The organism is Marinarcus sediminis (SeqCode) (assembly GCF_048571275.1).
GTDB lineage: Bacteria > Campylobacterota > Campylobacteria > Campylobacterales > Arcobacteraceae > Marinarcus > Marinarcus sediminis.
Window position 1 is genome coordinate 384,120 of record NZ_CP182357.1, and the last position, 24,757, is coordinate 408,876.

27 protein-coding genes are annotated in these 24,757 nt (G+C 32.0%); 14 read left to right on the forward strand and 13 right to left on the reverse strand.

Annotated features, from left to right (window positions below; genetic code table 11):
• Window positions 1–140: 140 nt before the first annotated feature.
• From ACNI3C_RS01885 to ACNI3C_RS01900, 4 genes are all read left to right on the forward strand, one after another.
• Window positions 141–704 (forward strand): DUF2179 domain-containing protein, encoded by a 564-nt coding sequence (locus ACNI3C_RS01885; RefSeq protein WP_419770565.1) that lies wholly within the window; start codon window positions 141–143, stop codon window positions 702–704.
• 27 nt (window positions 705–731) lie between these two features.
• Window positions 732–1,907: a N(5)-(carboxyethyl)ornithine synthase gene (locus tag ACNI3C_RS01890; RefSeq protein ID WP_419770566.1), complete on the forward strand. Its 1,176-nt coding sequence runs from the start codon at window positions 732–734 to the stop codon at window positions 1,905–1,907.
• Between the two features lie 169 nt (window positions 1,908–2,076).
• Window positions 2,077–3,387, forward strand: a complete 1,311-nt coding sequence (locus tag ACNI3C_RS01895) for a tetratricopeptide repeat protein (protein ID WP_419770567.1) — start codon at window positions 2,077–2,079, stop codon at window positions 3,385–3,387.
• Window positions 3,384–4,349, forward strand: a complete 966-nt coding sequence (locus tag ACNI3C_RS01900) for an ATP-binding protein (RefSeq protein ID WP_419770568.1) — start codon at window positions 3,384–3,386, stop codon at window positions 4,347–4,349. Before ACNI3C_RS01895 ends, ACNI3C_RS01900 begins: the two co-directional genes overlap by 4 nt.
• 2 nt (window positions 4,350–4,351) lie before the next feature.
• On the opposite strand, the gene argC is transcribed toward ACNI3C_RS01900, so the two are convergent.
• The 13 genes from argC to ACNI3C_RS01965 all read right to left on the reverse strand — a co-directional run bounded on the left by argC (window position 4,352) and on the right by ACNI3C_RS01965 (window position 15,429).
• Entirely contained in the window at window positions 4,352–5,299 is a 948-nt protein-coding gene (argC, locus tag ACNI3C_RS01905; RefSeq protein WP_419770569.1) for an N-acetyl-gamma-glutamyl-phosphate reductase, read from the reverse strand.
• An 84-nt stretch (window positions 5,300–5,383) separates the two neighbouring features.
• The gene (locus ACNI3C_RS01910) at window positions 5,384–6,109 is read right to left on the reverse strand and encodes a penicillin-binding transpeptidase domain-containing protein (protein ID WP_419770570.1); all 726 of its coding nucleotides are present in this window, start codon (window positions 6,107–6,109) and stop codon (window positions 5,384–5,386) included.
• Window positions 6,110–6,207: 98 nt separating this feature from the next.
• Entirely contained in the window at window positions 6,208–7,221 is a 1,014-nt protein-coding gene (locus ACNI3C_RS01915; protein WP_419770571.1) for an isochorismatase family protein, read from the reverse strand.
• Window positions 7,211–7,585: a carboxymuconolactone decarboxylase family protein gene (locus tag ACNI3C_RS01920; protein WP_419770572.1), complete on the reverse strand. Its 375-nt coding sequence runs from the start codon at window positions 7,583–7,585 to the stop codon at window positions 7,211–7,213. Before ACNI3C_RS01920 ends, ACNI3C_RS01915 begins: the two co-directional genes overlap by 11 nt.
• A gap of 74 nt (window positions 7,586–7,659) precedes the next feature.
• Window positions 7,660–8,514 (reverse strand): helix-turn-helix domain-containing protein, encoded by an 855-nt coding sequence (locus tag ACNI3C_RS01925; protein ID WP_419770573.1) that lies wholly within the window; start codon window positions 8,512–8,514, stop codon window positions 7,660–7,662.
• A gap of 44 nt (window positions 8,515–8,558) precedes the next feature.
• Complete coding sequence (locus tag ACNI3C_RS01930; RefSeq protein ID WP_419770574.1) at window positions 8,559–8,945, reverse strand: hypothetical protein; 387 nt, start codon at window positions 8,943–8,945, stop codon at window positions 8,559–8,561.
• A gap of 4 nt (window positions 8,946–8,949) precedes the next feature.
• Window positions 8,950–10,905 carry a diguanylate cyclase gene (locus ACNI3C_RS01935; RefSeq protein ID WP_419770575.1) on the reverse strand — a complete coding sequence of 652 codons (1,956 nt, stop codon included), beginning with the start codon at window positions 10,903–10,905 and terminating at the stop codon, window positions 8,950–8,952.
• Between the two features lie 138 nt (window positions 10,906–11,043).
• Complete coding sequence (locus ACNI3C_RS01940; RefSeq protein ID WP_419770576.1) at window positions 11,044–11,643, reverse strand: pyridoxamine 5'-phosphate oxidase family protein; 600 nt, start codon at window positions 11,641–11,643, stop codon at window positions 11,044–11,046.
• Window positions 11,630–12,658, reverse strand: a complete 1,029-nt coding sequence (locus ACNI3C_RS01945; RefSeq protein ID WP_419770577.1) for a GNAT family N-acetyltransferase — start codon at window positions 12,656–12,658, stop codon at window positions 11,630–11,632. The genes ACNI3C_RS01940 and ACNI3C_RS01945 overlap by 14 nt, the downstream gene beginning before the upstream one ends.
• Window positions 12,659–13,186: a YbhB/YbcL family Raf kinase inhibitor-like protein gene (locus ACNI3C_RS01950; protein WP_419770578.1), complete on the reverse strand. Its 528-nt coding sequence runs from the start codon at window positions 13,184–13,186 to the stop codon at window positions 12,659–12,661. It lies immediately after the preceding gene.
• A 10-nt stretch (window positions 13,187–13,196) separates the two neighbouring features.
• Entirely contained in the window at window positions 13,197–13,760 is a 564-nt protein-coding gene (locus tag ACNI3C_RS01955) for a GNAT family N-acetyltransferase (protein WP_419770579.1), read from the reverse strand.
• A gap of 17 nt (window positions 13,761–13,777) precedes the next feature.
• The gene (locus tag ACNI3C_RS01960; RefSeq protein WP_419770580.1) at window positions 13,778–14,602 is read right to left on the reverse strand and encodes a hypothetical protein; all 825 of its coding nucleotides are present in this window, start codon (window positions 14,600–14,602) and stop codon (window positions 13,778–13,780) included.
• A gap of 98 nt (window positions 14,603–14,700) precedes the next feature.
• A complete protein-coding gene (locus ACNI3C_RS01965; protein WP_419770581.1) occupies window positions 14,701–15,429 on the reverse strand; it encodes a methyltransferase domain-containing protein in 729 nt (242 codons plus the stop codon).
• Between the two features lie 82 nt (window positions 15,430–15,511).
• Here ACNI3C_RS01965 and ACNI3C_RS01970 point away from each other — a divergent pair, with 82 nt between their 5' ends.
• From ACNI3C_RS01970 to ACNI3C_RS02015, 10 genes are all read left to right on the forward strand, one after another.
• Entirely contained in the window at window positions 15,512–15,907 is a 396-nt protein-coding gene (locus ACNI3C_RS01970; RefSeq protein ID WP_419770582.1) for an SET domain-containing protein-lysine N-methyltransferase, read from the forward strand.
• Window positions 15,904–17,262 carry a hypothetical protein gene (locus ACNI3C_RS01975; protein ID WP_419770583.1) on the forward strand — a complete coding sequence of 453 codons (1,359 nt, stop codon included), beginning with the start codon at window positions 15,904–15,906 and terminating at the stop codon, window positions 17,260–17,262. The genes ACNI3C_RS01970 and ACNI3C_RS01975 overlap by 4 nt, the downstream gene beginning before the upstream one ends.
• 14 nt (window positions 17,263–17,276) lie before the next feature.
• The gene (locus ACNI3C_RS01980; protein WP_419770584.1) at window positions 17,277–18,050 is read left to right on the forward strand and encodes a threonine/serine exporter family protein; all 774 of its coding nucleotides are present in this window, start codon (window positions 17,277–17,279) and stop codon (window positions 18,048–18,050) included.
• Between the two features lies 1 nt (window position 18,051).
• On the forward strand, window positions 18,052–18,522 hold the full coding sequence (locus ACNI3C_RS01985; protein WP_419770585.1) for a threonine/serine exporter family protein: 471 nt from the start codon (window positions 18,052–18,054) through the stop codon (window positions 18,520–18,522).
• 181 nt (window positions 18,523–18,703) lie between these two features.
• Window positions 18,704–19,966, forward strand: coding sequence for a nucleotide sugar dehydrogenase (locus ACNI3C_RS01990; RefSeq protein ID WP_419770586.1), 1,263 nt, complete (start codon window positions 18,704–18,706; stop codon window positions 19,964–19,966).
• A gap of 61 nt (window positions 19,967–20,027) precedes the next feature.
• The gene (locus ACNI3C_RS01995) at window positions 20,028–21,218 is read left to right on the forward strand and encodes a UDP-N-acetylglucosamine 4,6-dehydratase (protein WP_419770587.1); all 1,191 of its coding nucleotides are present in this window, start codon (window positions 20,028–20,030) and stop codon (window positions 21,216–21,218) included.
• A 12-nt stretch (window positions 21,219–21,230) separates the two neighbouring features.
• The gene (locus ACNI3C_RS02000) at window positions 21,231–21,923 is read left to right on the forward strand and encodes a WbqC family protein (RefSeq protein ID WP_419770588.1); all 693 of its coding nucleotides are present in this window, start codon (window positions 21,231–21,233) and stop codon (window positions 21,921–21,923) included.
• Complete coding sequence (locus tag ACNI3C_RS02005; RefSeq protein ID WP_419770589.1) at window positions 21,920–22,861, forward strand: glycosyltransferase; 942 nt, start codon at window positions 21,920–21,922, stop codon at window positions 22,859–22,861. Before ACNI3C_RS02000 ends, ACNI3C_RS02005 begins: the two co-directional genes overlap by 4 nt.
• Window positions 22,854–23,903 (forward strand): sulfotransferase domain-containing protein, encoded by a 1,050-nt coding sequence (locus ACNI3C_RS02010; protein ID WP_419770590.1) that lies wholly within the window; start codon window positions 22,854–22,856, stop codon window positions 23,901–23,903. The genes ACNI3C_RS02005 and ACNI3C_RS02010 overlap by 8 nt, the downstream gene beginning before the upstream one ends.
• Window positions 23,900–24,757, forward strand: a complete 858-nt coding sequence (locus tag ACNI3C_RS02015) for a sulfotransferase domain-containing protein (RefSeq protein ID WP_419770591.1) — start codon at window positions 23,900–23,902, stop codon at window positions 24,755–24,757. Before ACNI3C_RS02010 ends, ACNI3C_RS02015 begins: the two co-directional genes overlap by 4 nt.

The window sequence follows — 24,757 nt, forward strand, 5'->3', positions numbered from 1 at the left end:
ATTTTAAAACACTTCAATATTTAAAACAGAAAAAATGTAACTCATTCAACCTATCTGGGAAACTGACCTTTCCTCCATAAAACTAAATGCATAAAACTGTATAAAAGGAAATCATATGATAAATAAAATAAGTGATAAAAATGGCTGAATTTATAGTTGAATACCCCTACATCTTAGCGCTGTTTATTTTTTTAGCCCGAGTTGCCGACGTATCGTTAGGAACATTCCGTACCATTGTTATATTCCGCGGATACAAAGTTATGGCTTCATTAATTGGTTTTGTTGAAATCATTATTTGGTTAGTAGCTGCTGGACAAGTGTTTAAAAACCTTGATCAATGGCATTTAGCCTTTGCCTATTCAGCGGGTTTTGCTACAGGTATTTATGTGGGAATGTGGATTGAGAATCGTTTTGCTATTGGCAAAGAACTCATACGATGTATCTCATTTAATCGTGATATTTTAGCCGACAAAATTCGAGAAGAAGGCTTTAAAGTTGTCTCTGTTGATGGAGATATGGGAGAAGAGAAACCCGTCGAAGTTCTATTTATTGTTGAAAGAAGACGTAATATTCCAAAACTCATAGAGTTAATTAATATTCTTGACCAAAATGCCGTATACACAGTATCGGATTTAAAAAGTGTGTACGAAGGCACAAACTATTCAGGTGAGCGCAGTTTTTGGAACAAAAGAAAGAGCAGATAATGTACTTAATCATAAGGAGATTACACCATGTATAAATTAAAAATAGGCGTTATTGGAACGTCAAAAAAAACCGATGAAAGAAGGCGTCCCATTCACCCAAGCCATCTGTTACGAATACCCGAGGCTTTACGAAAACAACTCATCTTTGAAGAGGGTTATGGTGAACCTTTTGGTGTGTCCGATAAAGAGCTTGCAGCAATAACAGGCGGCATTGATACTAGACACAATCTTTTGGCCAATATTGGTACAGTCATTATCAATAAACCCATCTTATCTGACTTAGAAGAACTTCGTGAGGGTGGAACACTTTGGGGTTATGTGCATTGCGTACAACAAAAAGAGATAACCCAAGCTGCCATCAAACGAAAACAGACCCTTATTGCCTTTGAAGATATGTTTATTTGGTCACCCGAAGGTCAAGCAGGTCGACACACTTTTTATAAAAACAATGAGATGGCAGGTTATTGTGCAGTCATACATGCTTTACAACTTAAAGGGATTGATGGACACTATGGAAACCAACGTAAAACCATTATTTTTGGTTTTGGAGCCGTGAGTCGTGGTGCGGTTTATGCCCTAAAAGCACACGGTTTTAGAGATATTACCATTTGTGTACAACGCCCTGACCATGAAGTCAGAGAAGAGGTTCTGGATTGTCATTATGTCAGAATTCAAGAAGGCAATAGTAATCAGCCACGGATGATTGTAATAGAACATGATGGCTCTATTAGTCCACTCTCAGAACTTATCGCTCAATCAGATATTATTGTCAATGGCGTGCTACAAGATACGGCAAATCCGACTGATTTTATCATTGAAGAGGAGCGTTCAAGTTTGAAAGCAGACAGTTTAATTATTGATGTGAGTTGTGATGAAGGGATGGGCTTCTTTTTTGCAAAACCCACTACTTTTGAAAAACCCATGTTTAAATACAACCGTGTCGATTATTATGCCGTTGATCACACCCCCAGTTTTCTTTGGGAGAGTGCAACACGTTCTATTTCCGCTGCATTAATTGTATATCTGTCCACAGTATTAGCAGGCAAAGAGGCGTGGCAAAAAAATGAAACCATTCGACAAGCCATTAATATCGACAAAGGTGTCATTGTTAATAAAGCCATCTTAACCTTTCAAAATCGTAACGCAAAATTTTCCGATACATCTTTAAAAGAGAATTCAACGCTAAGTAGAAGTAATACTTAAATCATTTCATGGTTATTTTAATCTTACTTAAGACAAATAATTATATTATGCTCACTTTATTGTGACTCAAATTCTATTAGGGGCAGCCATACAATATTAAAATATTATTTGTCTTGATCCTATTTTAAGCACTGTCTCAAAATTAAAAATCTAAAGGAATTCAAAAACAATGATTCAAGAAGAGACTTTTATAAAAAAGATTCACTATTTATATGAACTTGAAAGATATAAACAAGTTATAGAGTTATGTATGAAACATCTTTATGCCGAACATGAACATGTTGAATATTTGTATACTATCCTTGTTGAATCGTATTTAGAACTCAAACTCTTTGATAAAGCAGAAATATTTATACATGAAGCTCTTCAGAAATTTCCTAATAAGAGCTATTATCATGCTTTATTGGCTCGAGTCTATTTGGGAAGAATGAATTATTCAAAAGCCTTAAAAGAGATTAATATTGCTCTTAATTTAGAACCTACGGATGATTATTTATTTTACCTAAAAGCAGTGATACTTAATAACAGATATGAATTCATTGATGCAGAAAAAATGATTTTAAAAGCGTTGGAACAAGAGAGTAACAATGTTGATTATATGTCTTTACATGCACAAATACTGCACAATCTTGGCAATAAAAAATACAAAGAAGTTTTAGATAATATTCTTGCAATTGATCCCAACAACAGTGATGCAATTTATTTAATGAGCAGCACAAATACTACCTCATTTGTAAAACAGAAAATGGGGTTTTTAAAAGCGCTTAAAATAAACCCTTTCAGCAAAACCTATCAATCTGCCCTTAAAACAAATAAAAGAGATTTAATTATATTTGTACTCTCAATTGTTGCAATAACAGTTGAGATTTTTTTAACATTTCAAGCCGATGTACCCAGTGTTGTGATAAAATCCATAGCCATTTTTATTATCATATCTATAATTCATTTGTCCTATTACTCTTTAGAAGCCTATTTTTTAACCGCTTTTGCAATATTTCCATTTTTAATAGATGAAAAAAAAATAAGTATAAGTTTGATCATCATATCTTTGGTTATAAGCTTAGTTGTTGCTTATTTTTTAAGAAATATTGCAACTTTTTTTAAAACAGCCATTGTCTCAGTGATTGAAGCAACGCAAGAAACAAAAAGCACCATAAAATATTTGACCATCAAAGATTTACCTGAATTATTAAAAGCAAATGTTGTAAAAATTATTTTATTAATTCTTTCCGTAGTGGCTTTTTTAAATGAATTAGCCATCTCTGCTTCAATGATTTTTATTATTCCATTGTTTGTTTTAGTTGTAAAAAAACAATTCAGTTTTTCTTCACTGGTTAAAGCATTTGTGTTATTATATTTATTGAAAATCATATTCATTTTAATACTTCCAACAATAAATATCTGTCCCCCATTTTCACATTGGATTTTAGCTTTATTGATGGGAATTATCTATACAGAAACCGTGAGGAGAATCATATGAGTGAAATATTAGCGAACAGCAATAAAGAAGAGGTATTACAAGATACGTTAAAACAAACTTTTTTATTTGAAAAAGAGTTAAACATAACATTTGAAGATGTAGCAGGGCTTGATACATTGAAAAAAAAAGCCAATATGAAAATTATTATGCCATTTCAAAAACCAGAACTTTTTAAAAAATACAATAAAAAAATTGGTGGGGGCATTTTAATGTATGGAGCTCCTGGCTGTGGTAAAACCCATTTTGCAAAAGCAATTGCGGGTGAATGTAAAGCCTCATTTTTTCATGTCAATATTGACCAAATACTTGATATGTGGTTAGGTAACAGTGAAAAAAATATCACCACTTTGTTTAAAGAAGCAAGAGAACATAAACCTTCTGTGATATTTATTGACGAAATAGATGCGTTAGGAAGAAAACGTGAACTATTAAAACACTCAAGCAGTTCAAGCGTAATTAATACGTTTTTAGCCCAATTGGATGGTTTTGATTCCGATAATGAGGGTATTTTAATCATTGGAGCAACAAATGCTCCTTGGGATGTAGACAGTGCCTTTAAACGTACAGGACGATTTGATACACTTTTTTTTGTTCCACCACCAGATGATAATGGAAGAGAAACCTTGTTCAAAATTTTATTAAAAGATATTCCAACGTATCAAATCGATTATAAAAAACTGGCAAGTGAAACGAATTTTTATTCTGGTGCAGATATAAAAGGGATTGTAGATTCGGCTATAGAAACGGTTTTGGATGAAATTATTGAAACAAATAACGAAAGAGACGTTCTCACAGAAGATATTTTAGCCTCCATTGCAACAATCAAACCCTCTATAACTGAATGGTTTGAACTTGTCAATAATGTATTAGAATATGCAAATGAATCAGGAGAATATGATGAAGTAGCTGAGTATGTTGCATTCAATAAACCCAAAAAAAAGAAAATTATGGGGTTTTTATAAATTTATAGCTTTAACCCCAACTTTTCATCAAGCCCTAACATGATATTCATATTTTGAACAGCCGCACCTGAAGCCCCTTTTCCAAGGTTGTCCAGTCGTGAGATGACCAGCAAATAATCTTGCGAATCATACACTGATATTTCGATTCGGTTGGTGTTGTTGCACTTCATGGCATCCAAAAAACCATCATCAAGATAGGCACTGTCATCTTCAATGATTTTAACAAATGGCTCACCACTGTAGTATGTTTTATAAAGTTCTATGAGTTCTGCTTTAGAGACTTTTTTTTGCAATTCATCTTTTATAAGATATGACATTACCAACATTCCTTGCTCAAAATTCCCTACGCTTGGTGTAAAAAATGGCGCGGAATCTAAACCTAAAACATATTTCATTTCAGGCAAATGTTTGTGACTCAATCCTAAGGCATACGGTCGTTGACTCTCAAATTTTCCTTGATTTTCTGATGCTTTATATGTATCAATTAATGCTCTTCCCCCACCACTGTATCCAGTAATCGAGTGACAAACAATTTTTTGACTTTTTGCAACAATGCCATTTTGAATCAAAGGATTCATCGCCATGATAAAACCACTGGCATGACACCCTGGTACACAGACCCGTTTTGAGTTTTTTATTTTTTCTCGTTGAGTTGCATTGAGTTCAGCAATTCCATATGTCCAATCTGGGTTTGTACGATGAGCAGTACTTGCATCGATTACTTTGGTATTACGGTTCGTAATAAGTTTTACAGACTCTTTTGAAGCCTCATCGGGAAGACATAAAAAAACCAAATCGGCTTCATTTAAAAACTTTTTTTTAATTTCAATATCTTTTTTATCTTCTTCTTTGATGCTTAAAAGTTCAAGTTCATCTCTGTGTTTTAACATTTCATTGATTTTTAGTCCCGTTGTTCCAAACTGACCATCTACAAAAATTTTATATTTCATTGTTTCTCTTTTATAAGTTTCTTAATTGAGATTTTAACCTCATTTGCTTTAATATTGTATTTTAAATGCAACTAAACGTATGAGTTAATCTTTAATTCCAAAATACTCCATTGCAATTTGTTTGGCTTTGGCTCCTGTTGCATCTTTATTTTTAATATTAAAAGCAAATATTTTGGTCTCACTGTTTTGTTTTATAAATCCCACAAACCAACCTACTTTATTACAACTTCCCGTTTTCCCAGCAAACACATACCCTTGTTTTTTTTCTAATGTGATAATATCTTTTAACGTATGGATTGTTTTTTCTGAAAAAGGCAAATCCTCTTCCACCACTCTTTTTAAAAAATCCACTTGCTCATTGAGCGATATTTTTAAACTGCCTTTGCCCAACCAAAAATTTGTCAAAAAGTGTGAGGTATCCCCGTTACCATACCCTACTTTACGCACATATTCTTGCATTCTTTTTGCGCCAATACGTCGGGCAAGTTCTTGATAAAACCACACTGCTGATACTGCAATGGCTGAACGCATGGTGTGATCTTTATTCCAAACAGCATACTCGCGTTCGACGTTATCCCATGGAATAATGGCATGTTCATCTTTTATTACGCCCGTTTCAAGCGCTATCATGCTGTTTAAAATTTTAAATGTAGAACAGGGATTGAGTCGTTCATTGCTGTGTTCCCCATATACCACTCTTTTTGCACTGCTTACATCCAGTATCACCGCACTGCCATTAAGTGTGCCAAAATTCGGCTCTTGTGCCCACACAAATACCGTTGCCATAATCCAAGTTATGAGTGTACGCATAACACCCCTTTTAATGGTTATTTTAGATAATTTCATTGGATACTATATATTATTATCCCTGAAAATATTATTCTAAAAACCAATAGTTGCTTTTTGCTTTATCCTTTTTTAGCGTACATCTCTTCTAAATGGGCGGTATCTTTAAAAAATTGGTATTTCAGAATCTTTCCCTCTTTTATTTTTATAAATGCCATCCAAGAAGTATCAAACTCAGCACCATTTCTTTTTATTTCATACTTTAAATACCCTTTGATAAACGCTTCATCTTCATTTGAAGCAGAGTTGTCCACGCGAAACTCTTTGGTGATATAAAAATCATTTAGGTGTTTAAAAAACTTTTTTAACTCCTCTTTCCCCAAATAAGTACCATAAAGTTCTGGGGCAGTATTGCTGCTGTCTTTTACTGCAATATATTCTATCTTTTCATCAACTAAACTCAATGCTTTTTCTATATTACCTGTTCCTATAGAGTTATAATACTCAAGTACTATTTCATGTGCAAGTTTTTTGTGTTGTAAATTTAAAAACTCTTTTGTGTGTAAAATGGCTCCAAAATGGTGCACAATATTAATTTCAAAGAACTCTTTTTCCTCTTTGGTAAAGGCACTTGTGGCATCACTTAACACATACGTGTTATAGCCTTTATCGTGAGCATCTCTCAGTGTTGATTCCACACAAACATTTGTAGCGTATCCCATTAAAAAGATATTTTCAATGCCATTATTTCTTAAAATTGTATTGAGATTTGAACCTGCAAAACCACTTACACCAACTCTTCCTGAGATAACAAACTCACTCTCTTTTGGCAAAAAATCCTTAGAATACTCTTGGCTATTTCCTTGCCAAGTTTTCACCTTTTGAATAACGGCTCTGAGACCTAATGTTGCTTTTTCTTTTCCAAACTCTTTATAATCACTGCTTACAATAAAAGGGATATGTACAATATTCATACCCATTTTACGCGCATGTTCTAAAACTTTTTTGGAGTTTACTTTAGACTCTTCAAATTGTTTTTTATCTTTCATCAAATGTTCTAATTTTGCATTTTGTCCTAACCACTCATTTTGATACTCTATAAGCACCAAGGCACTTTTTTTAGTATCAATTTCCATTAGAAAAGACCTCTTTCGCAGCAAACAGACCATTTAAAGCACAAGGAAAACCTCCATAAACTGCCATTTGCATAATCACTTCTATAATCTCTTCTTTACTGCACCCAACATTGAGTCCTGCATGAATATGCACTTTAAGTTGTGGTGCTGCATTTCCCATGACTGTAAGTGCAGCAATGGTTGCGATTTCTCTTGATTTTAAATCTAATTTATCTCTGGTATAAATATCCCCAAAAGGAAACTCTATAAGCAAATCTGCAAACTCTGGCGCAATATCTTTTAAAGCATCAATGACCTTTTCCCCTGCATTGCCATCAACCTCTTTTAATTTTTCCCAACCTTTGTTGTATCGTTCTGATTTCATTATGAATCCTTTGTTTTATTTGGACAAAGTATAAATCAATCTAAAACGTAAAGGTATAAGAAAAAGGGTTTATTTTATAAGTTTTGTTCCCTAAACAGTAAAGGAGTAGTTTTATAATATTTCTTAAATTGGATAATAAACCAAGAAACACTGGAATATCCGCAGGAAGTGGCTATTTGAGAGACACTTTTTTGAGTGTTTTTAAGAAGCGTTGTAGCAAGGCAGAGTCTTTTTTCATCTAACCACTCTTTGGGATTTTGATTATAGATTCTCATCATCTCTTTTCGTAAGGCTTTTGAGTTCAAACGCGTGAGTTTACACATATCGTCAACACTGGTCAAAATGTCAAGATTCTCTTCTAAAATATACTTTATACGTGAAGATTTTGTCTGTACAATTTTGTTTAAAAATGCGCTGAATTTTTCTCTATCTTTTGACAAAGCATATAAAAAAAGCTCATCCACTTTTAATTTGGCTAACGCCAAAGTATTATTGACCTGAGATTGAAAGTAACAATTGATTGTTTTAATGCAATCCACCATAAACGTATCTCTTTTTAAAAGTAAAATCTCTTTTTGCTCTTTACTCTCTAAAACAATTTGATACTTTTGAATGAAATTAAAAATATACTCATCATCAAAAAAGAGCAAAATGGATTCAAAACTGTTTTTATCACCAAGGATTTCACTCATAAAATAGTTGCCTTGAGACAAAAACAATAGATCAGAGTTATCTATAGAAATATCACCGTTTTCTAAGTGCAAAACTTTGCCACCGTTGATCAATAAAATGGCCAGATGCATGCTGTTTCTCAAAGAGACCATATCTTGTTTGTATCGTGTAGATTTTGCAACAATGATACTTTCATCGTTGATAATTTGATACAACTCTTTGTTTTCAAAGAGAAAATGGGGTAAGGAAATTTTCATATTACAGCAATTTGCCCAATGATATAAACACTCATTTAATATCCCTATCTATAACCGTTTTTTTTGAGTTTCATTAACTCATTATGTTCAAAAAGAAACATCAAGGTTTCTTGAACATAATACCTTATACTATCTCTGGTTGTTTTGTCAAGTTCATAAACTTTTTGGGCTCTTAAGGTTTTACCTTTCCCAAAAAGTAAGCCATATTTGTCATTGATGTGCCGACCTCGAAACCAACCCAAATGAATATAATTCTCTTTGATACGAATATAACAAAATCCACCCTCTTTTGAATAAAGTGTCGTAATATTTTCGCTGTGCCTCTCTTTGGCATCGTTGCCAATAGATATTTTTATATAATCACGCACTTGCAAAAAAAGTTCAGCATATTCACTGTTACAATCTTTTTCAAAAGAACTTCTTTTTAACATCTGCTTATTTTTTTCCTTTAAACACACACACTCTGTTTCGTCCAGCCTCTTTTGCATCGTAAAGGGCATCATCCGCATTGATCAATAATTCATCAATACTTTGCATATCATTATAGTTGGATACAACTCCAAAAGAGGCCTTAAAATTAGATATGAACTCTCTGTTTTCTAAAACTATGACCCCTTTTGAAATAGCAATACGTAAACGCTCCGCAATTTTTACCGCCTCTTCAATATCGGTTTGAGGTAACAAAATAGCAAACTCTTCTCCACCAATACGTCCAATTAAATCAATATCTCGTAAAATACTTTTACTGATTTCTGCAATTTTTTGAAGCACCAAATCCCCAATACTGTGCCCATAAGTGTCATTAAATTTTTTAAAATGATCAATATCAAACATAATCAAAGAGAGTTTTCCTCCATGTCGTTTATGACGAGACCACTCTAGCTCAGCATGTTCTATAAAATATCGTCTGTTAGGTAAATTGGTTAAAAAATCGGTATATGCACGTTCTTCCAACTCCAAGTGTGTATTTCTATTATCTATAGCAATGGCCGCTAAATTTGCTGCAAAATGAATTCGTTCAATATCATTTGCATTAGGAAGTGTCGGTATTCCATGATAAATGGCAAAAGTCCCAAGTACTTTCCCCGATGAAGAGATAATAGGTTCGGACCAACAAGAGGCCAATCCCGCTTTTTTTGCTAATTTTTTATAGGGTTTCCAATATTCATGTGTCATAATATCTTTTACTATAACACGTTTTTTAGTGAAAGCTGCCGTACCACAAGAACCCACACCTATGCCTATCTCAAGACCATTTATGGCATCGTTATAAAATTTTGGCAAGCTGGGTGCTGCACCTGTTAATAAACGTTTGCCCTCTTTATCTAACAACAAAATACTGCCTTGGGAATGTGTCTCTTCTGATTCAATGGTTTTGACAATACTGTTTAATATCTCATTCAAAGGTGCATTTTTGGCAACCAGTTCAAGCATTGCATCATGAGCACGATTTCGTAACTCACTCTCCCAATGTGCTGTTATGTCATTGTAACTGGCAAGGCGCAAACCATTGAGCCATGAAACACGTATGAATACTTGACGCGAACTGCCATCTTTACACGTAACACTCACTTCTAACTCAGGAGAAAATGTTTTTTTCTTAGTGGTCTCTATGATCTTTTTATGCCACGTTTCAATCACCGTTTCCCTATACTCTTTATTGGGATATGCTTTTTGAAACCAGACATCCAATGTAGGAATATCTTCAATGGTATAACCAAAAAGTTGTGTGAATTGATGATTTAAATACTCTATTTTCCCTTCACTGCTTGACCAACCTATTCCTACGGGAGAGGAGTCTAAAATATCTTTTAAATGGATTTTTTGTTCTTTATTTTCATTAAGATCGTGTTTTAAACTCGCTTCACGAAATTTAGACAAACCATTCATAGCTAACATATGTGCCATTTTAACCACACAATCCATTAAAGACTCCATCTGTTTTTTTTCAACAACGGGCACTCTACTTATGGCTTGTAAGTAGCTGGTTTCATCATAATGATATTTTTTTGCCTGTTTAGAAAAAAACTCCATATTGGGTTCTTTGTTTAAAACTTGTCCTAAAAACAATGTTGCCAATTGTTTTCCTTCAAGTACAATAGGCGTAGCATAATCAACCAATCCATTTTTGCACAAAGCACAATTGACTTCGCCTTCGCACATATTCTTCATCAAAGAGATATCACTTTGTATACAACTTAATTTAGCTTCCTCATTCACTCGATGAAACTTTGCACAAGCTTCTGTCCAACCTGCCTGTATAATAACCTGTCCATCAATATCGACAAGACCATTTGGAATTCCAGTTGCTTTATAAAAACTCTCTAGAAGTTGTTCAAATTCTGAGACATTAACCAAATCAATAAACTTACAATCCTCAATACCACTCATATTTCTCTTAATTCCCATACTTTACCCAACAACCTCTGCTTTAAATTATGTAACATTTTAATACAGTTTAGCTTTTATACTAGTAAAAACTAGCAATAAAGTCACTAAATAACCAATAAAAAAAATTGAGTTGAGATTTTAACTTTGTATTTGCATTAAAGCAGCGGTTTCTTTGTCGTTGTTACTCTCTCTTTGCATGAGTTGTTGGGCAATCTCTTCTCTTTTTTCACGAGATAGGTTTTGCCCCGCTTTGATTTTGCAACTTATAACAGAAGGGGTCAATTCAAAAACAGCGGTATTTTCTACCATTTTAGTATACATAGGACTATTTGCATCAATGGTTTCATAGCCCCCTTCACTTTGAAGTTTTTCCATAAGTTTATTGAGTACAATCACTTTTGCTTCAGGAGTATGCATCTGTTTTATGGTGCCTTCAAAATGAACCGATGCAAAAAACTGTGTAGCAGGACATGCTACTAAAGCATGACTAAAATATGAAGGAATTAAAGAGTAGGCTTTTACAACCAAAAAAGAGGCCTTTGAATTATGGGCAATGGCTTGAACCTTTCGACCCTCTTTGGCACCATGAATAAATATTTTATTTTTATGCCACACAAAATTGACTGCCACACCATAAGGTTTTCCTTCTGAAATCAAACTCAATGTTCCATATTCACACTCAAATAATATTTTTTCAATTTGCTCTTTGTCTTCAACATTAAATTCACTTCTTCTCATAAATTCCATTTCCTCTGTATTTCATAGGCAGATAGTCCATTCCCATATGATTTTTAATCTCATCTTCTTTTACAAAACCAAAAGATTCATACACCTTTATGGCATAAACAGACGAGTTCACTTCCATGGTTTCAATAACCAACTCATCTTTGACAAATTCCCACAATTTTTTAGCTATTTTTTGCCCTTGAAATTTAACGTCAACAAACAGATGATAGAGTTTTGTTTGATTGTGTAATGCAATAAAACCAACCATTTTATTCTCAATGATATAGACAAAATGTTGATACTCACAGCTTAAAATACGCGCTTCAAAAGCTTCTTTTGTAATGGTATCCAAAAACCATTGAGGAGCGTGTTCATTAAAAATGAAGTGGTTCAGTTGGTGAACCAAACGACTCAAATGTGCAGCATCATCTTTTCGTGCTTTACGAATATATTGTTGTATATCAGGAAGATGATTGACCATTTCGTCATAAGTTGTATGCTCTTGAAGTGCTTTTATCACACTCTTTAAAGGTTTGCAATAGAGTTTTTGCAAATCGGTTTCATGCTCTTTTAACTCAAATGCCAACTGCTCTTTTGGTGGTATAAATTGAGCATTTACCCCTTTTTTATTTCCTCTGGCATCGACTCTGTACCAACCATATTGTTTAAAATAGATGGCATTTAAGCCATGTAAACAGTAAATGTCCTCTTGGTATTCTGAACAACTCAGTCGTTGATAACAAAAAGCCGTTGGAATATTGTTGGCACGTAATAAAGCAGCAAGAAGATGCGATTTGGCATAACACCAACCGGTTTTATGTTTTAACACATCGCTGGCAATACACGTTGTGATGTTCTCTTTATAATCTCCACTGTGACGTATTTCATCACGAACATATTCAAAACAATTTTTTGCTATTTCTACATCGGAATTACAATTTAATGCCAGTTCACGCGCGAGTGTTTGAATATCTGGGTGTAGGTAATCAATGATCTCACTGTACTCTAAATAATTCTTCAAAACCAATTACTCTCTTCCGTAATATGCCATCAATGAAGCTTTTGCCAAAGTATGCGCATTCAGATAAAAGCCCACTAAAGCAGCTTTTGCATTTTCATCCAAACCAAGTGACGGTATGTCCAATGCGAACACCGTAAAAATGTATCGATGGGGTTTATCTCCTACAGGAGGACAAGCGCCACCAAAACCCGTTTTCCCAAAATCGGTCATGCTTTGAATGGCCATTTTAGAAAACGAATTGCCAAAGCCCTCTTGTAAAGATGTTTTATCTTTTGGAATATCAAAAACCACCCAATGCCACCAGCCAGAACCAGTAGGTGCATCAGGGTCATACACCATCACAGCAAAAGATTGTGTACCAGTAGGTGCATTTTCCCAAGAGAGTTTGGGTGAAATATTCTCACCCGTACAACCAGAACCATTAAATACCTGTTTGTTTGAAAGTTGCCCACTGATGTCACTGCTTTTTAGAGTAAACCCTTGTGCCAATAGTAATCCCGCTGTACATAAAAATCCAATGAATACCTTTTTCATGCTCTTCCTTTTAACTTATTACACGTTTACTTGTATCATAAACCAATTCATAATAATAGTTGTTATTATACTCAAACTCTTGAATGACTTCAAGCCCAAGTTTTTTGGTATGGGCTTCAAAAGAGCGTGGGTTGATTTTATTAATAAAGGTGACTAAAATAGGGTATCGTTTGGCCATTTTTTCTCGTGCAAAATCAAATATGCTTTCTAAAACCCCACTTCCTCGAACACTTTTATCCACACATACAGGACCGTATTGGTAAGAGTTATCCACGCTGAGTTTTTGACCTAAATAGCTTAATTGGGATAACTCTTTTATCATGTGTGCAAACATGGGCCATACGGACCAAAACTGCCAAGAAGCTGCCATAACATAGGCAATAATCTCACCATCTTTTAACGCAATAAACAGACCTTGCTCTTCATTGATGAGTTGTGTTAATTGCGCTTTTGTAAAAGGCGTTGTTATAAAACCATCTTTTTTATCTTCTTCTTTTATACTGTCAATTTGATACTTAAAATGCAGTGCTAAAACTTTGTCAATATCACCAATTTGTGCTCTTCTTAATGTCATTTTTTCCCTTTGAGTTTCTACTTACCTAAATTAAAAATTCCGCGTACCAAATGATACAAAACAAAAAGAAAAATCAGCGGTAAAAGGATGGTTTGAAACACAAAAGCGATAATAAGTGCCACAATATATTCGCTTGAATTGTCCACTGCACTTTTGTACTCATCGACTTTTTTTGCATAATAGTTTGAATCAAATTTTTCGGCCACTTTATTAAAAAAAGAGCCCTCTTCTTTTTGTTCAATCGTATTCACCGTCACTTCATTGACTTGATTTTTTACTTCCACAATATTCTCATTGAGTTGTTCAATATTATAATCTTGTTTGACAAAACTGTTGTACGCAAAATCATTGACCAATCCAATCAAGGGCACAGCAAAACGAAGAAATACCAGTATGACAGTAATTTTAAAGAAAAGCGTTCTGAAGCGTTCATCACGCGAAAATCGGTAGAATATCCACAAGTTTAATACAACAATACAACTAAACAAAATGTAATTATAGACATCGCCCGTGACAAAATTCATCATGATTTTTTGAATACCCAAAGAAACCATGCTCGCTAACATCACAAAAGAGAACTGTTCCACTAAGTCATTCACAGGATCTAAAACTTCTCCAATGGCTACGGTTAAAAACGGTAAATCCAATTCGGTGCCTTGGGCAAGAGAAATCACCGCATTTAAAGCTTTGGCACTTCCAAAAACAATCACCGATTGAGTAAAACTTTTATCAATAAGCGCTTTGCCTTTGGTATCAAGGGTATAACTAAAAGCAAAAAAGAGGATTAAAATGGATAACAATAAAATCAGAACTTTATTCCAGTGAGTTTTTAAAAATGACATCATTTCTCTTTTTTTAGTTTTTTACATTATAACAAAAAAGAAGTATTAATTTCTAACTTTTAGTCAAATACAAATCACTCTACACGCCATGACTCAATTTAAACTTTATGCCCAACGATAAATATGATTTCATCCTCTATTACTATATTATTGTTTGAGAGTTGATTTTCTAACTCTTCAATGCCTTTTTCAATATCTTCACGTGTAAATTCTGCTAAATCAGACATAAATCTCTCTCTTAACATGGTGTACCATTTTTGTTTATCAACGCTAAAATTAAAACTCTCAATGGTTGTATCTATTTTAAAGCCCACTTTTTTAGCTTCTTTTTCAAACAATTTATAATCGGGTTGATTGGCTTTAAACTTCTCTTTTGCTTTTTTAAATAGCGGTATTTTTGTATTTTGTGGACGCGTTATAAGTAAAAACTTTCCATTGTGATTGAGTTGTAAAAAAAGTTTTTCCCACATTGCCTCTCGATTAAAGATATGATGAATGACCTCTTTAAAGAGTATTTTGTCAAATTTTTTATTTCGGTTTAAAAAATCTTCACTGGTTTCATTGTATAGGGTAAATTTATTATATTCGTTGGCAATATTTGTCATATCCAAAGAGGGTTCAACAAAATAAATGGGCTCATTAAAAGCAACTTCACTCTCAATTTTTTTAGTATAAAGTCCTGTTCCTGCACCTATGTCTACAAAAATATCGCTGTTTTTAAAATCCAATAATTCTATTATTTTTGTTACCATCCAATGCATATATTCAGGTGTAAAACTCCAATTTTTATCAAAATCATCGGCAATGTTGTCATAGTGTTTGTTCATTATTATCTCCCAAGGAAGTTATATTATAGTAAAAGTTATGTAAAATACTCTAAATTTATATTTATCGGAGCTACACTTAAAAATGAATTATGATTTAGAAGATGTTATTGATAATTTGAAGTTTTCATATATTTCAAAAAGTTCAATTCATGGCAATGGCTTATTTGCCAATGCAGATATTGATGAAAATATTACTCTAGGCGAACTTGATGGGCAATTCATTCAATGGGACTTGCATAAAGAGTATGATTTTACCTTAGAGTGGAATGCAATTACAAAAAATATTTTACTCGTTCGTCCGTATAGAACAAAATACAGTTTTATCAATCATAGCAGAGAACCCAATTTAGAGATTCACTATAATCCCTTAAGAATCATCACTAAAAAGAGCATCAAACTCAATGAAGAATTGACGCTTGATTATAGAAAAGAGCCTTTACCCGATGAATATATTACAAACATAGGTGACTATTTATGATTATAAATTTTTTCTGTTTCCAACCAATATTATTTAATGAACAAACATTTTTTTATCTTCAGTCGAATAATTTTATTCCAAATAAGAATTGGGAAAAAGTCGATAACAACTATAAAAACAGCCATTGTTGTGGTATTGTAGATTATTTAAAATTTATCGAAAGACATGATTTATACCTTTTAAATGACTTTAACAACACTCAAAACTATGAGTTCAAATTTCTTAATGGTTTAGATTTTTTACATCTCAATCAAGAAGAGACGACGCATGCCGTTTTTTATGATAAAGACTATAAAATATTTTTTATTGTCTTTAAAATTTCCATTGAATTAAACTCTAAATTTCACACAGATAATTTGATTGGCTTATATCAAAATATCAGAAATGAATTGGTCGTAGACAGCATCAATGGCAATACAACCATTTCAAAGTGGGCAGAAAATATAAGAGAGTATGCAATAAAAAGTATAAATGAAATATTCAATGATACGAAATCTTGTAATATCATTGAAAACAGTGGCTATATTTTTAGTTCTTACTCAAATTTTGATTTTACACATATTGAAAATATACAATCATACAAAGATGACTTTTTGACAACGAATCACCATATTGACCTCATCGATGAAAAAAAAGAGAGCTTTGAAAATTTTTCATTTTTAAAATCTAAGTCAACTGAAATGTTTAATTACGCCAATTCTCCTTATATCTTTTTTCTTGGCTGGAGATTTGCAACCATTTATGGAATTAAAAACAGCGATGATTTGAAACTGATTCCAATTTTTCTGAATTTACAAAATATATATTTCCAAATTGACAATTTTTATAAACCCTATTTAAGCAAGCTGTACGAAGAGATAAGATTTAACAACGACTATAATTCGCTGAATGATAAAGTCGAAATTTTCGATAAACTTGAAGTGGCTTTTCAAAATCTGATTTTTGAAAAAAGTAAATTTATTTCAGAATTAAAACCTTTTCAATCAGAAATATTTGAAGAGATGGAAAATTACTGGGGTATGCAAAAAGATTATGACAATATTGAAAAAACACTGCAAATTTGTCAAACTTCACTGGACAGAAAACTCAGTATTGAAAGAAATACCATTCAAGAAAAACAGAGTAATATTCTCTTTTTCTTGGCCATTATTCAAATATTTTCAGTGATAAGTATATCCGTTGACTTTTTCAGTTTACTGGGGCTAAAAGCCAATGGAGAACACAAATCATACTTGCTTTTTTTAGAAAACAATTTATTACTTATGTTAACAGCAACATCATTTTTACTTATATTTATAGCCTATTATAAACAGACCTATTACAGAGTAAAAAAATTATTCAAAAAAAGCACTTAAGTGAGTTTAAACGCATGAAAACACTCAGCTATGAAGAACAAACCAAAATTACCCGTGCTATTATCAAAGCAGCTGTGTTAATGCTTGAATTTGGGGCAGAAAGCAAACTTATAGAACAGACTTCACAACGTATGGGTAAAGCCCTAGGCGTTGATTCGGTTGAAATTTCACTGATTCCATCTGCGATTGTTTTGACCACACTCAAACAAGATCAATCGGTTACCACCACAAGAAGAGCACATCATAAACCTATCAATATGTCCATAGTGTGTGATGTTCAAACCATTTGCATTAATTTAGAAAAACATCAACACCCCGTCCAAGAGGTGATGCAACTGCTCAAAGATATTCAACCTAATTACTACAATCGTTGGTTGGTTGTTTTTATGGTAGGATTTGCTTGTGCTTCATTTGCTTATTTAAGAGGGGCAGATATGCCTGCATTTTTTATTACCTTTTTGGCTTCATCTGTAGCCATGTTTGTTCGACAAGAGTTGGCACGAAAACAGTTTATTTTACTGCTGAGTTTTGGCATGACCGCTTTTGTAGCAACGCTCATTGCCAGTCTTTCACAGCTCAATGGAATCAGTTCCACTGCCAATATTGCACTCTCTTCCAGTGTGCTTTTGCTTGTACCTGGATTTCCTTTTATCAACTCCTTTTTAGATGCGGTAAAAGGGTATTTGAGTATGGGTTGGGGAAGATGGCTTCAAGCCACACTCTTAACTCTGGCAACCTCTATGGGCATTATTTTTGCCATGTCAATTTTAAATATTAAGGGGTGGTAAGATGAGTGCCATTTTAATTAAATTCTTACTTGATGCCCTATTTTCAGCCATTCCCGCCGTTGGCTTTGGTATGGTTTTTAATGTGCCTAAAAGTGCATTAAAATTTTGTGCTTTAGGTGGAGCGATTACTTACACAACCCGAACCCTATTTTTGAATCTGGGACTTTCCATTGAACTCTCAACCTTTTTGGCATCCCTTCTCATAGGCATGATTACGGTCTATTGGTCAAGAAAATATATCGTTCCAAGACCCATTTACACCGTAGCTTCGATTATTCCTCTCATCCCAGGAACCTACGCCTTTAGTGCCATGATCAGTTTGATGGATATGAACACCCATGGTGTCTCTCCAGAACTCATCTCCTTGTTCGTAGAAAACGGCTTGAAATCAATCTCAATCTTAGGAGCCATCAGCTTTGGCTTAGCACTGCCATCGCTTTACTTCATACGATACAATCGACCGATTATTTAAAAAAGTGAATGAAAAGTAATAAGTATATTATTTAATTATAATGTTTTAATTCTGTTTAAAGTAGTAAAACTATACAATTCAAAGGAATAGTACAATATCTGCAATATCTTTTAACTAAAAATAAGTTAAAGAATATTGCTAAGTGTTTATAAAACAAGCTAAAGATAAAAGAGAATATTAAATGGACAAAATATGTATAGTGGGACTTGGTTATGTTGGGTTACCCTTGGCCCATGCGTTTAGTGAAAAGTATGAAGTTGTTGGTTTTGATATAAATCAACCAAGAATTGACGAACTTAACAATGGATTTGACAAAACACTTGAATTGTCTGATGAACAAGTCAAAGAATCTCTGAAAAATGGAATGAAATTTACGTTAAATATTAATGATATCAAAGATGCAAATATTTATATCGTGACGGTTCCAACTCCAATAGATAAAAGTAATCGTCCAGATCTTACTCCTCTTGTAAAATCATCGCAAAGTGTTGGAAAAGTACTCAAAAAGAATGATATTGTTATTTATGAATCTACCGTTTATCCTGGTGTTACAGAAGAAGTTTGTGTACCAGAACTAGAAAAAATAAGTGGCTTAAAATTTAATGAAGATTTTTTTTGTGGCTATTCTCCTGAAAGAATTAACCCCGGAGATAAAGAACATACCGTTACAAAAATCCTTAAAGTAACTTCTGGAAGTACGCCAGAAATTGCAGATAAAGTTGATGCTTTGTATCAATCAATTATTACAGCTGGAACACACAAAGCTTCAAGTATCAAAGTTGCCGAAGCCAGTAAGGTTATTGAGAACACACAAAGAGATGTCAATATTGCTTTAATCAATGAATTGGCATTAATATTTCATACCATGGGAATTGACACAAATGAAGTCATTGAAGCAGCAGCAACAAAATGGAATTTTATTAAATTAACCCCAGGATTAGTTGGTGGACATTGTATTGGAGTTGATCCTTATTATCTTACTTATAAGGCTCAAGAATTAGGGTACAAACCAAATTTAATTTTAGGTGCCAGACAAATAAACAGTGGCATGGGGAAATATGTTGCAGAAAGAGTAATAAAACTTATGATTAAAAAAAGTTTTATCATTAAAAATTCTAACGTTTTGATTCTGGGATTAACTTTTAAAGAAAATTGTCCCGACATTCGAAATACAAAAGTTATTGATATTATTGATGAATTAAAAGAATACGGTTGCAACATTGATGTATATGACCCATGGGCAAAAGCTCAAGAGGTAAAACATGAATATAATATTGATATTTTAGATACGGATAAAAAATTAAATATTGAAAATTATAATGCCATTATCTTAGCTGTTGGACACAATGAGTTTCGAAAATTAAATCTTAAAAAAAGCGAAAATCAAGTTATTTTTGATGTCAAATCATTTTTGGATAAATCTATTATTGATGAGAGATTATAAATATATAATGTAATAAAGTTCAATTCATTGGATAAAAACAATAAAATATAGAGGGTAATAAATGAGCAAAATATTAAATTTAATAGGACGTACCAAAGAACTTTTTGACGATGATATAAAGAATTATGAAGAAAAACTTTCAGAAATAGTATCAACATCAACTTTTTTAGTAATTGGTGGAGCTGGAAGTATAGGACAAGCTGTAACAAAAGAGATATTTAAACGAAATCCTAAAAAACTGCATGTAGTTGACATATCAGAAAATAATATGGTTGAACTTGTTCGAGATATAAGAAGTTCTTTTGGGTATATTAATGGAGAATTTGCTACTTTTGCACTTGATATTGGAAGTAGTGAATATGATGCTTTTATTAAAGCGGATGGAAAATATGATTATGTTTTAAATCTTTCTGCTCTTAAACATGTAAGAAGTGAAAAAGACCCTTTTACTCTTATGAGAATGATTGAAACTAATGTTTTTAATACGGATAAAACTTTACAACAATCAATTGAAAATGGAACCAAAAAATATTTTTGTGTAAGCACTGACAAAGCTGCGAATCCAGTTAATATGATGGGTGCAAGTAAAAGAATTATGGAAATGTTTGTAATGCGAAAATCTCAACAAATAGATGTTTCAATGGCAAGATTTGCCAATGTTGCTTTTAGTGATGGAAGTTTACTTCATGGATTTAATCAAAGAATTCAGAAAAATCAACCAATTGTTGCACCAAATGATATAAAAAGATATTTTGTTACTCCACAAGAAAGTGGAGAGCTTTGTCTTATGTCTTGTATTTTTGGAGAAAATAGAGATATATTTTTCCCAAAACTTAGCGAAAATTTACACCTTATTACTTTTGCTGATATTGCCATTAAGTATTTAAAAGATTTAGGATATGAACCTTATTTATGTAAAACAGAAGATGAAGCAAGAGATTTAGCGAAAACTTTGCCATCTGAGGGTAAATGGCCTTGTTTATTTACCTCTAGTGATACAACAGGTGAAAAAGATTTTGAAGAGTTTTTTACAGATAAAGAAGTTTTAGATATGGATAAATTTGAGAATCTTGGAATTATTAAAAATGAACCTATATTTGATGAAAACAAACTCAATCATTTTGAAACTACAATTAAAATTTTTAAACAAGATTTACTATGGACAAAAGATGATATTGTAAAAGAATTTTTTAGTATGATTCCAGACTTTGGACATAAAGAAACTGGTAAATATCTTGATGGAAAGATGTAAGAGAAGCATGTTTTGTCTAAAACAATAGCAATATTACAATCTAACTATATCCCATGGAAAGGTTATTTTGACCTTATTAATATGGTGGATGAATTTGTATTTTATGATGAAGTTCAATACACTAAAAATGATTGGAGAAATCGCAATAAAATTAAAACTTTACAAGGGGTACAGTGGTTAACAATTCCTGTAAAACAAGAAAGTTTAGAGCAAAAAATAAAAGATACTAAAATTTCAGATAAAAAATGGAATATTAAACATTGGCGAACGCTTTCACAAAACTATTCAAAAGCCAACTATTATAAAGAGTATAAAGATATTTTTGAAGAGTTATATCTGACTTGCAATGAAGAGTACTTAAGTCAAATTAATTATAAGTTTATTAGTACTATTAATGACATACTAGGGATAAAAACTAAATTACGATACTCAAGTGAATTTGAACTAATTGATGGGCAAACTGAAAAACTACTTAGTATTTGTAAACAATGTGAATCAAATAAATACTTAAGTGGACCAGCTGCAAAAGATTATTTTAATGAATCATTAGCAAAACAAGAAAATATAAAAATTGAATGGATGAATTATAGCGAATATAAAGAGTATGAACAACTTCATCCACCTTTTGAACATGGTGTGAGTATTTTGGATTTGATATTTAATGAAGGCAGTAATGCAACAAAATTTATGAAGAGTTTTAAATGAAAAAAATAGATTATTCCATAATTGTTCCTGTATATAAATCAAAAGAGTCTTTGAAAATATTAGCACAAAAAGTAGATGAACTTTTTTGTGTTGATTTAAAAGATAAGAGATATGAACTTATCTTTGTGAATGATAGTCCTTTTGATAAGGAGACATGTGCTGTTCTTTGTAGTGTATTTAACAATAATGCAAATATTAAAGTTATTGAATTAACAAAAAATTTTGGTCAACAATCAGCAGTGTTATGTGGCATCTCAAATTCAATAGGACAATATGTAATTACCATGGATGATGATATGCAACATGACCCTTTTGATATATTAAAGCTTATAGAAAAACAATCACATGACATAGTTATAGCAAAATTCAAAAGTAAAAAACACAATATATTTAAAAGAGTAACCAGTTATATTAAAGGATATTTTGATTATATTATTTTAGATAAACCAAAGCATATTAAACTAACATCTTTTAGGTTGTTTAATAGGATTATTGCTGATAATATCTTAAAAATAGGTACGTCTTATCCATTTATTCCTGCATTGCTGTTTTTGGTTTCTACTGATATTGTGAATGTTGAAGTTCCACATTATGCACGAGAAGAGGGAAAAAGTAACTACACATTAGGTAAAATGATTAAACTTTTTACCAATTTATTGATTAATAACTCTTCTTTACTCTTAAAATATATAGGATATATGGGACTCATCTTAGCGTTACTAAGTTTTATGTATGCAGGTATAATTATTTATAGAAAAATATTTTTTGATATAGCTTTTCAAGGGTGGAGTTCATTAATGGTGGTAATACTATTTTTTGGTGGAATGATTATGTTTACGCTTGGAGTTATCGGGGAATACTTAATACGCATTATTCATACGTCTGAAAACAGACCTCATTATTTTATTAGAGAAATAAAGAATAAAAAAGATGAATAGAATTTTTATTACAGGTATGGGACGTTCGGGGACGACACTTTTAGAAAAATTGCTCTCAAACCATGAAAAGATTGAAATTTTATCACAACCTTTTCCTTTACTTTTTGTTGAAGTGAAAAAAGCTTTTTTAAAAAGTATAGGAATTGAAAAATATTATGTTTTAAATGATAATTGTTTTAATGGAGATTATGAAATTGAGAAATTTAGGAATTTTTTATTTGAGTACACAATAAATTATGATGCTATTAAAAAGATATTTGAAGAAATGAAAACCTATTCTGGACAAATGACTAAAATAGAATTTAAAATTCCCGTTAGAGAAAAGTATACTTTTTTAGAGCTCTATGATTTAATTATTACAAATGCATTATTAAAAAATAAAGTACAGTATTTTGGGACAAAAGAGATAATGTGTGAGGAATTTTTACCTTTTTTAAGTGAAAATAATACTAAAGTAATTGTTATTATAAGGAATCCCAAGGATGTTGTTGCTTCTGTAAATTATCCTAAAAAAGAGAAATATTTAGGAAATAAAAAACCTACCTTATTCATTTTAGAATCTTGGTTAAAAACAATAGATTATATTAAGAACTTCGAGACAAATCCAAATATATTATATATTAAATATGAAGATTTAGTTAAGGATACTTATAACACACTTTCTACAATTACCCAATTTTTAGAAATAAACTCGTTTAAAATTAATCATTTTGCAGATGGTATTTGTGATAGTAATGGTGAACTTTGGAAAGCCAATACTTCTTTTGATACACAAACTTCTTTTATCTCTTTTCAATCTATAGGCGGATATAAACATGTTTTATCAGAAAGTGAAATTCATTACATTGAAACAGTATGTCACAAGGAAATGATATTAATGGAATATGACTTTTTAACCTTACCAGATACAACTATTATTAAAGAATTTAAAGATTATAATATAGAAGATTCTACTCATTTGGATAAAAATTATAGTTCATTGCCAATAAATATAGAAAAACAATTAGTACGATATCAAAAAAATAGCAAGGATAAAATTTGAAGACAATTAATGCAATCATGGCTGGAATGTCAAGAGCAGGTACATCTTTTATGTATCATAACTTACAAAAACATCCTCAAATATTTTTACCAGCAAGAAAAGAAGTTTGTTTTTTTGCACATAATTTTAATAAAGGGATTGAGTGGTACAAAAACTTTTTTAATGATAAAAAAGAAAATGAGATTGCTATTGATATTTGTGGCGTCTATTTTACAGATAATGAAGCGTTAGACAGGTTAAAAAGTTTTGAAGACAATCCTAAGATTATATTATGTATTAGAAATCCTTATGAATGGATTTATTCGTTTTATGAACAGTATTCCAATGGCTTTAATATGCCTTCTTTTGAAAAATTTATTACAAAAGGATGCACAATAGATAGAGAAGGTGAAAAAGTGCATATAGATTTTAGAAATGAAAAAGTTTCTAAAACTATAGAAGCATATATGCAAACTTTTAAAGGGCGAATTTTGATATATGATTTTGCTTTTTTTGAAAAAGAACCCTTAACTGTTTTAAAGGCTATTGAAAACTTTTTAGAGGTTGAAAACTGGTTTAATGATAATAATTTTAATAATTCAAAAATAAATGCAAGTGGAAGAAAAGGAAGTAAACTGTTTGATAGAATGCTTCAGATAAAAGGAGTAGTTGCATTAATCTTAAAGCTTTTTCCAAAGAGCTTAATATTAAAGCTAAGAGAAAAACGAGAGTTAAAAGAGGCAAAAGGAGTACAAAAGGTAATTCTAAAAGACAAATACTCTGATAAAGAGCAGAACTTAGTAAAATCTTTATTTGAAAACGATCATAAGTATATTAGTGAACTCTTTAAACAAAAATCAATCATAGAGATTTAA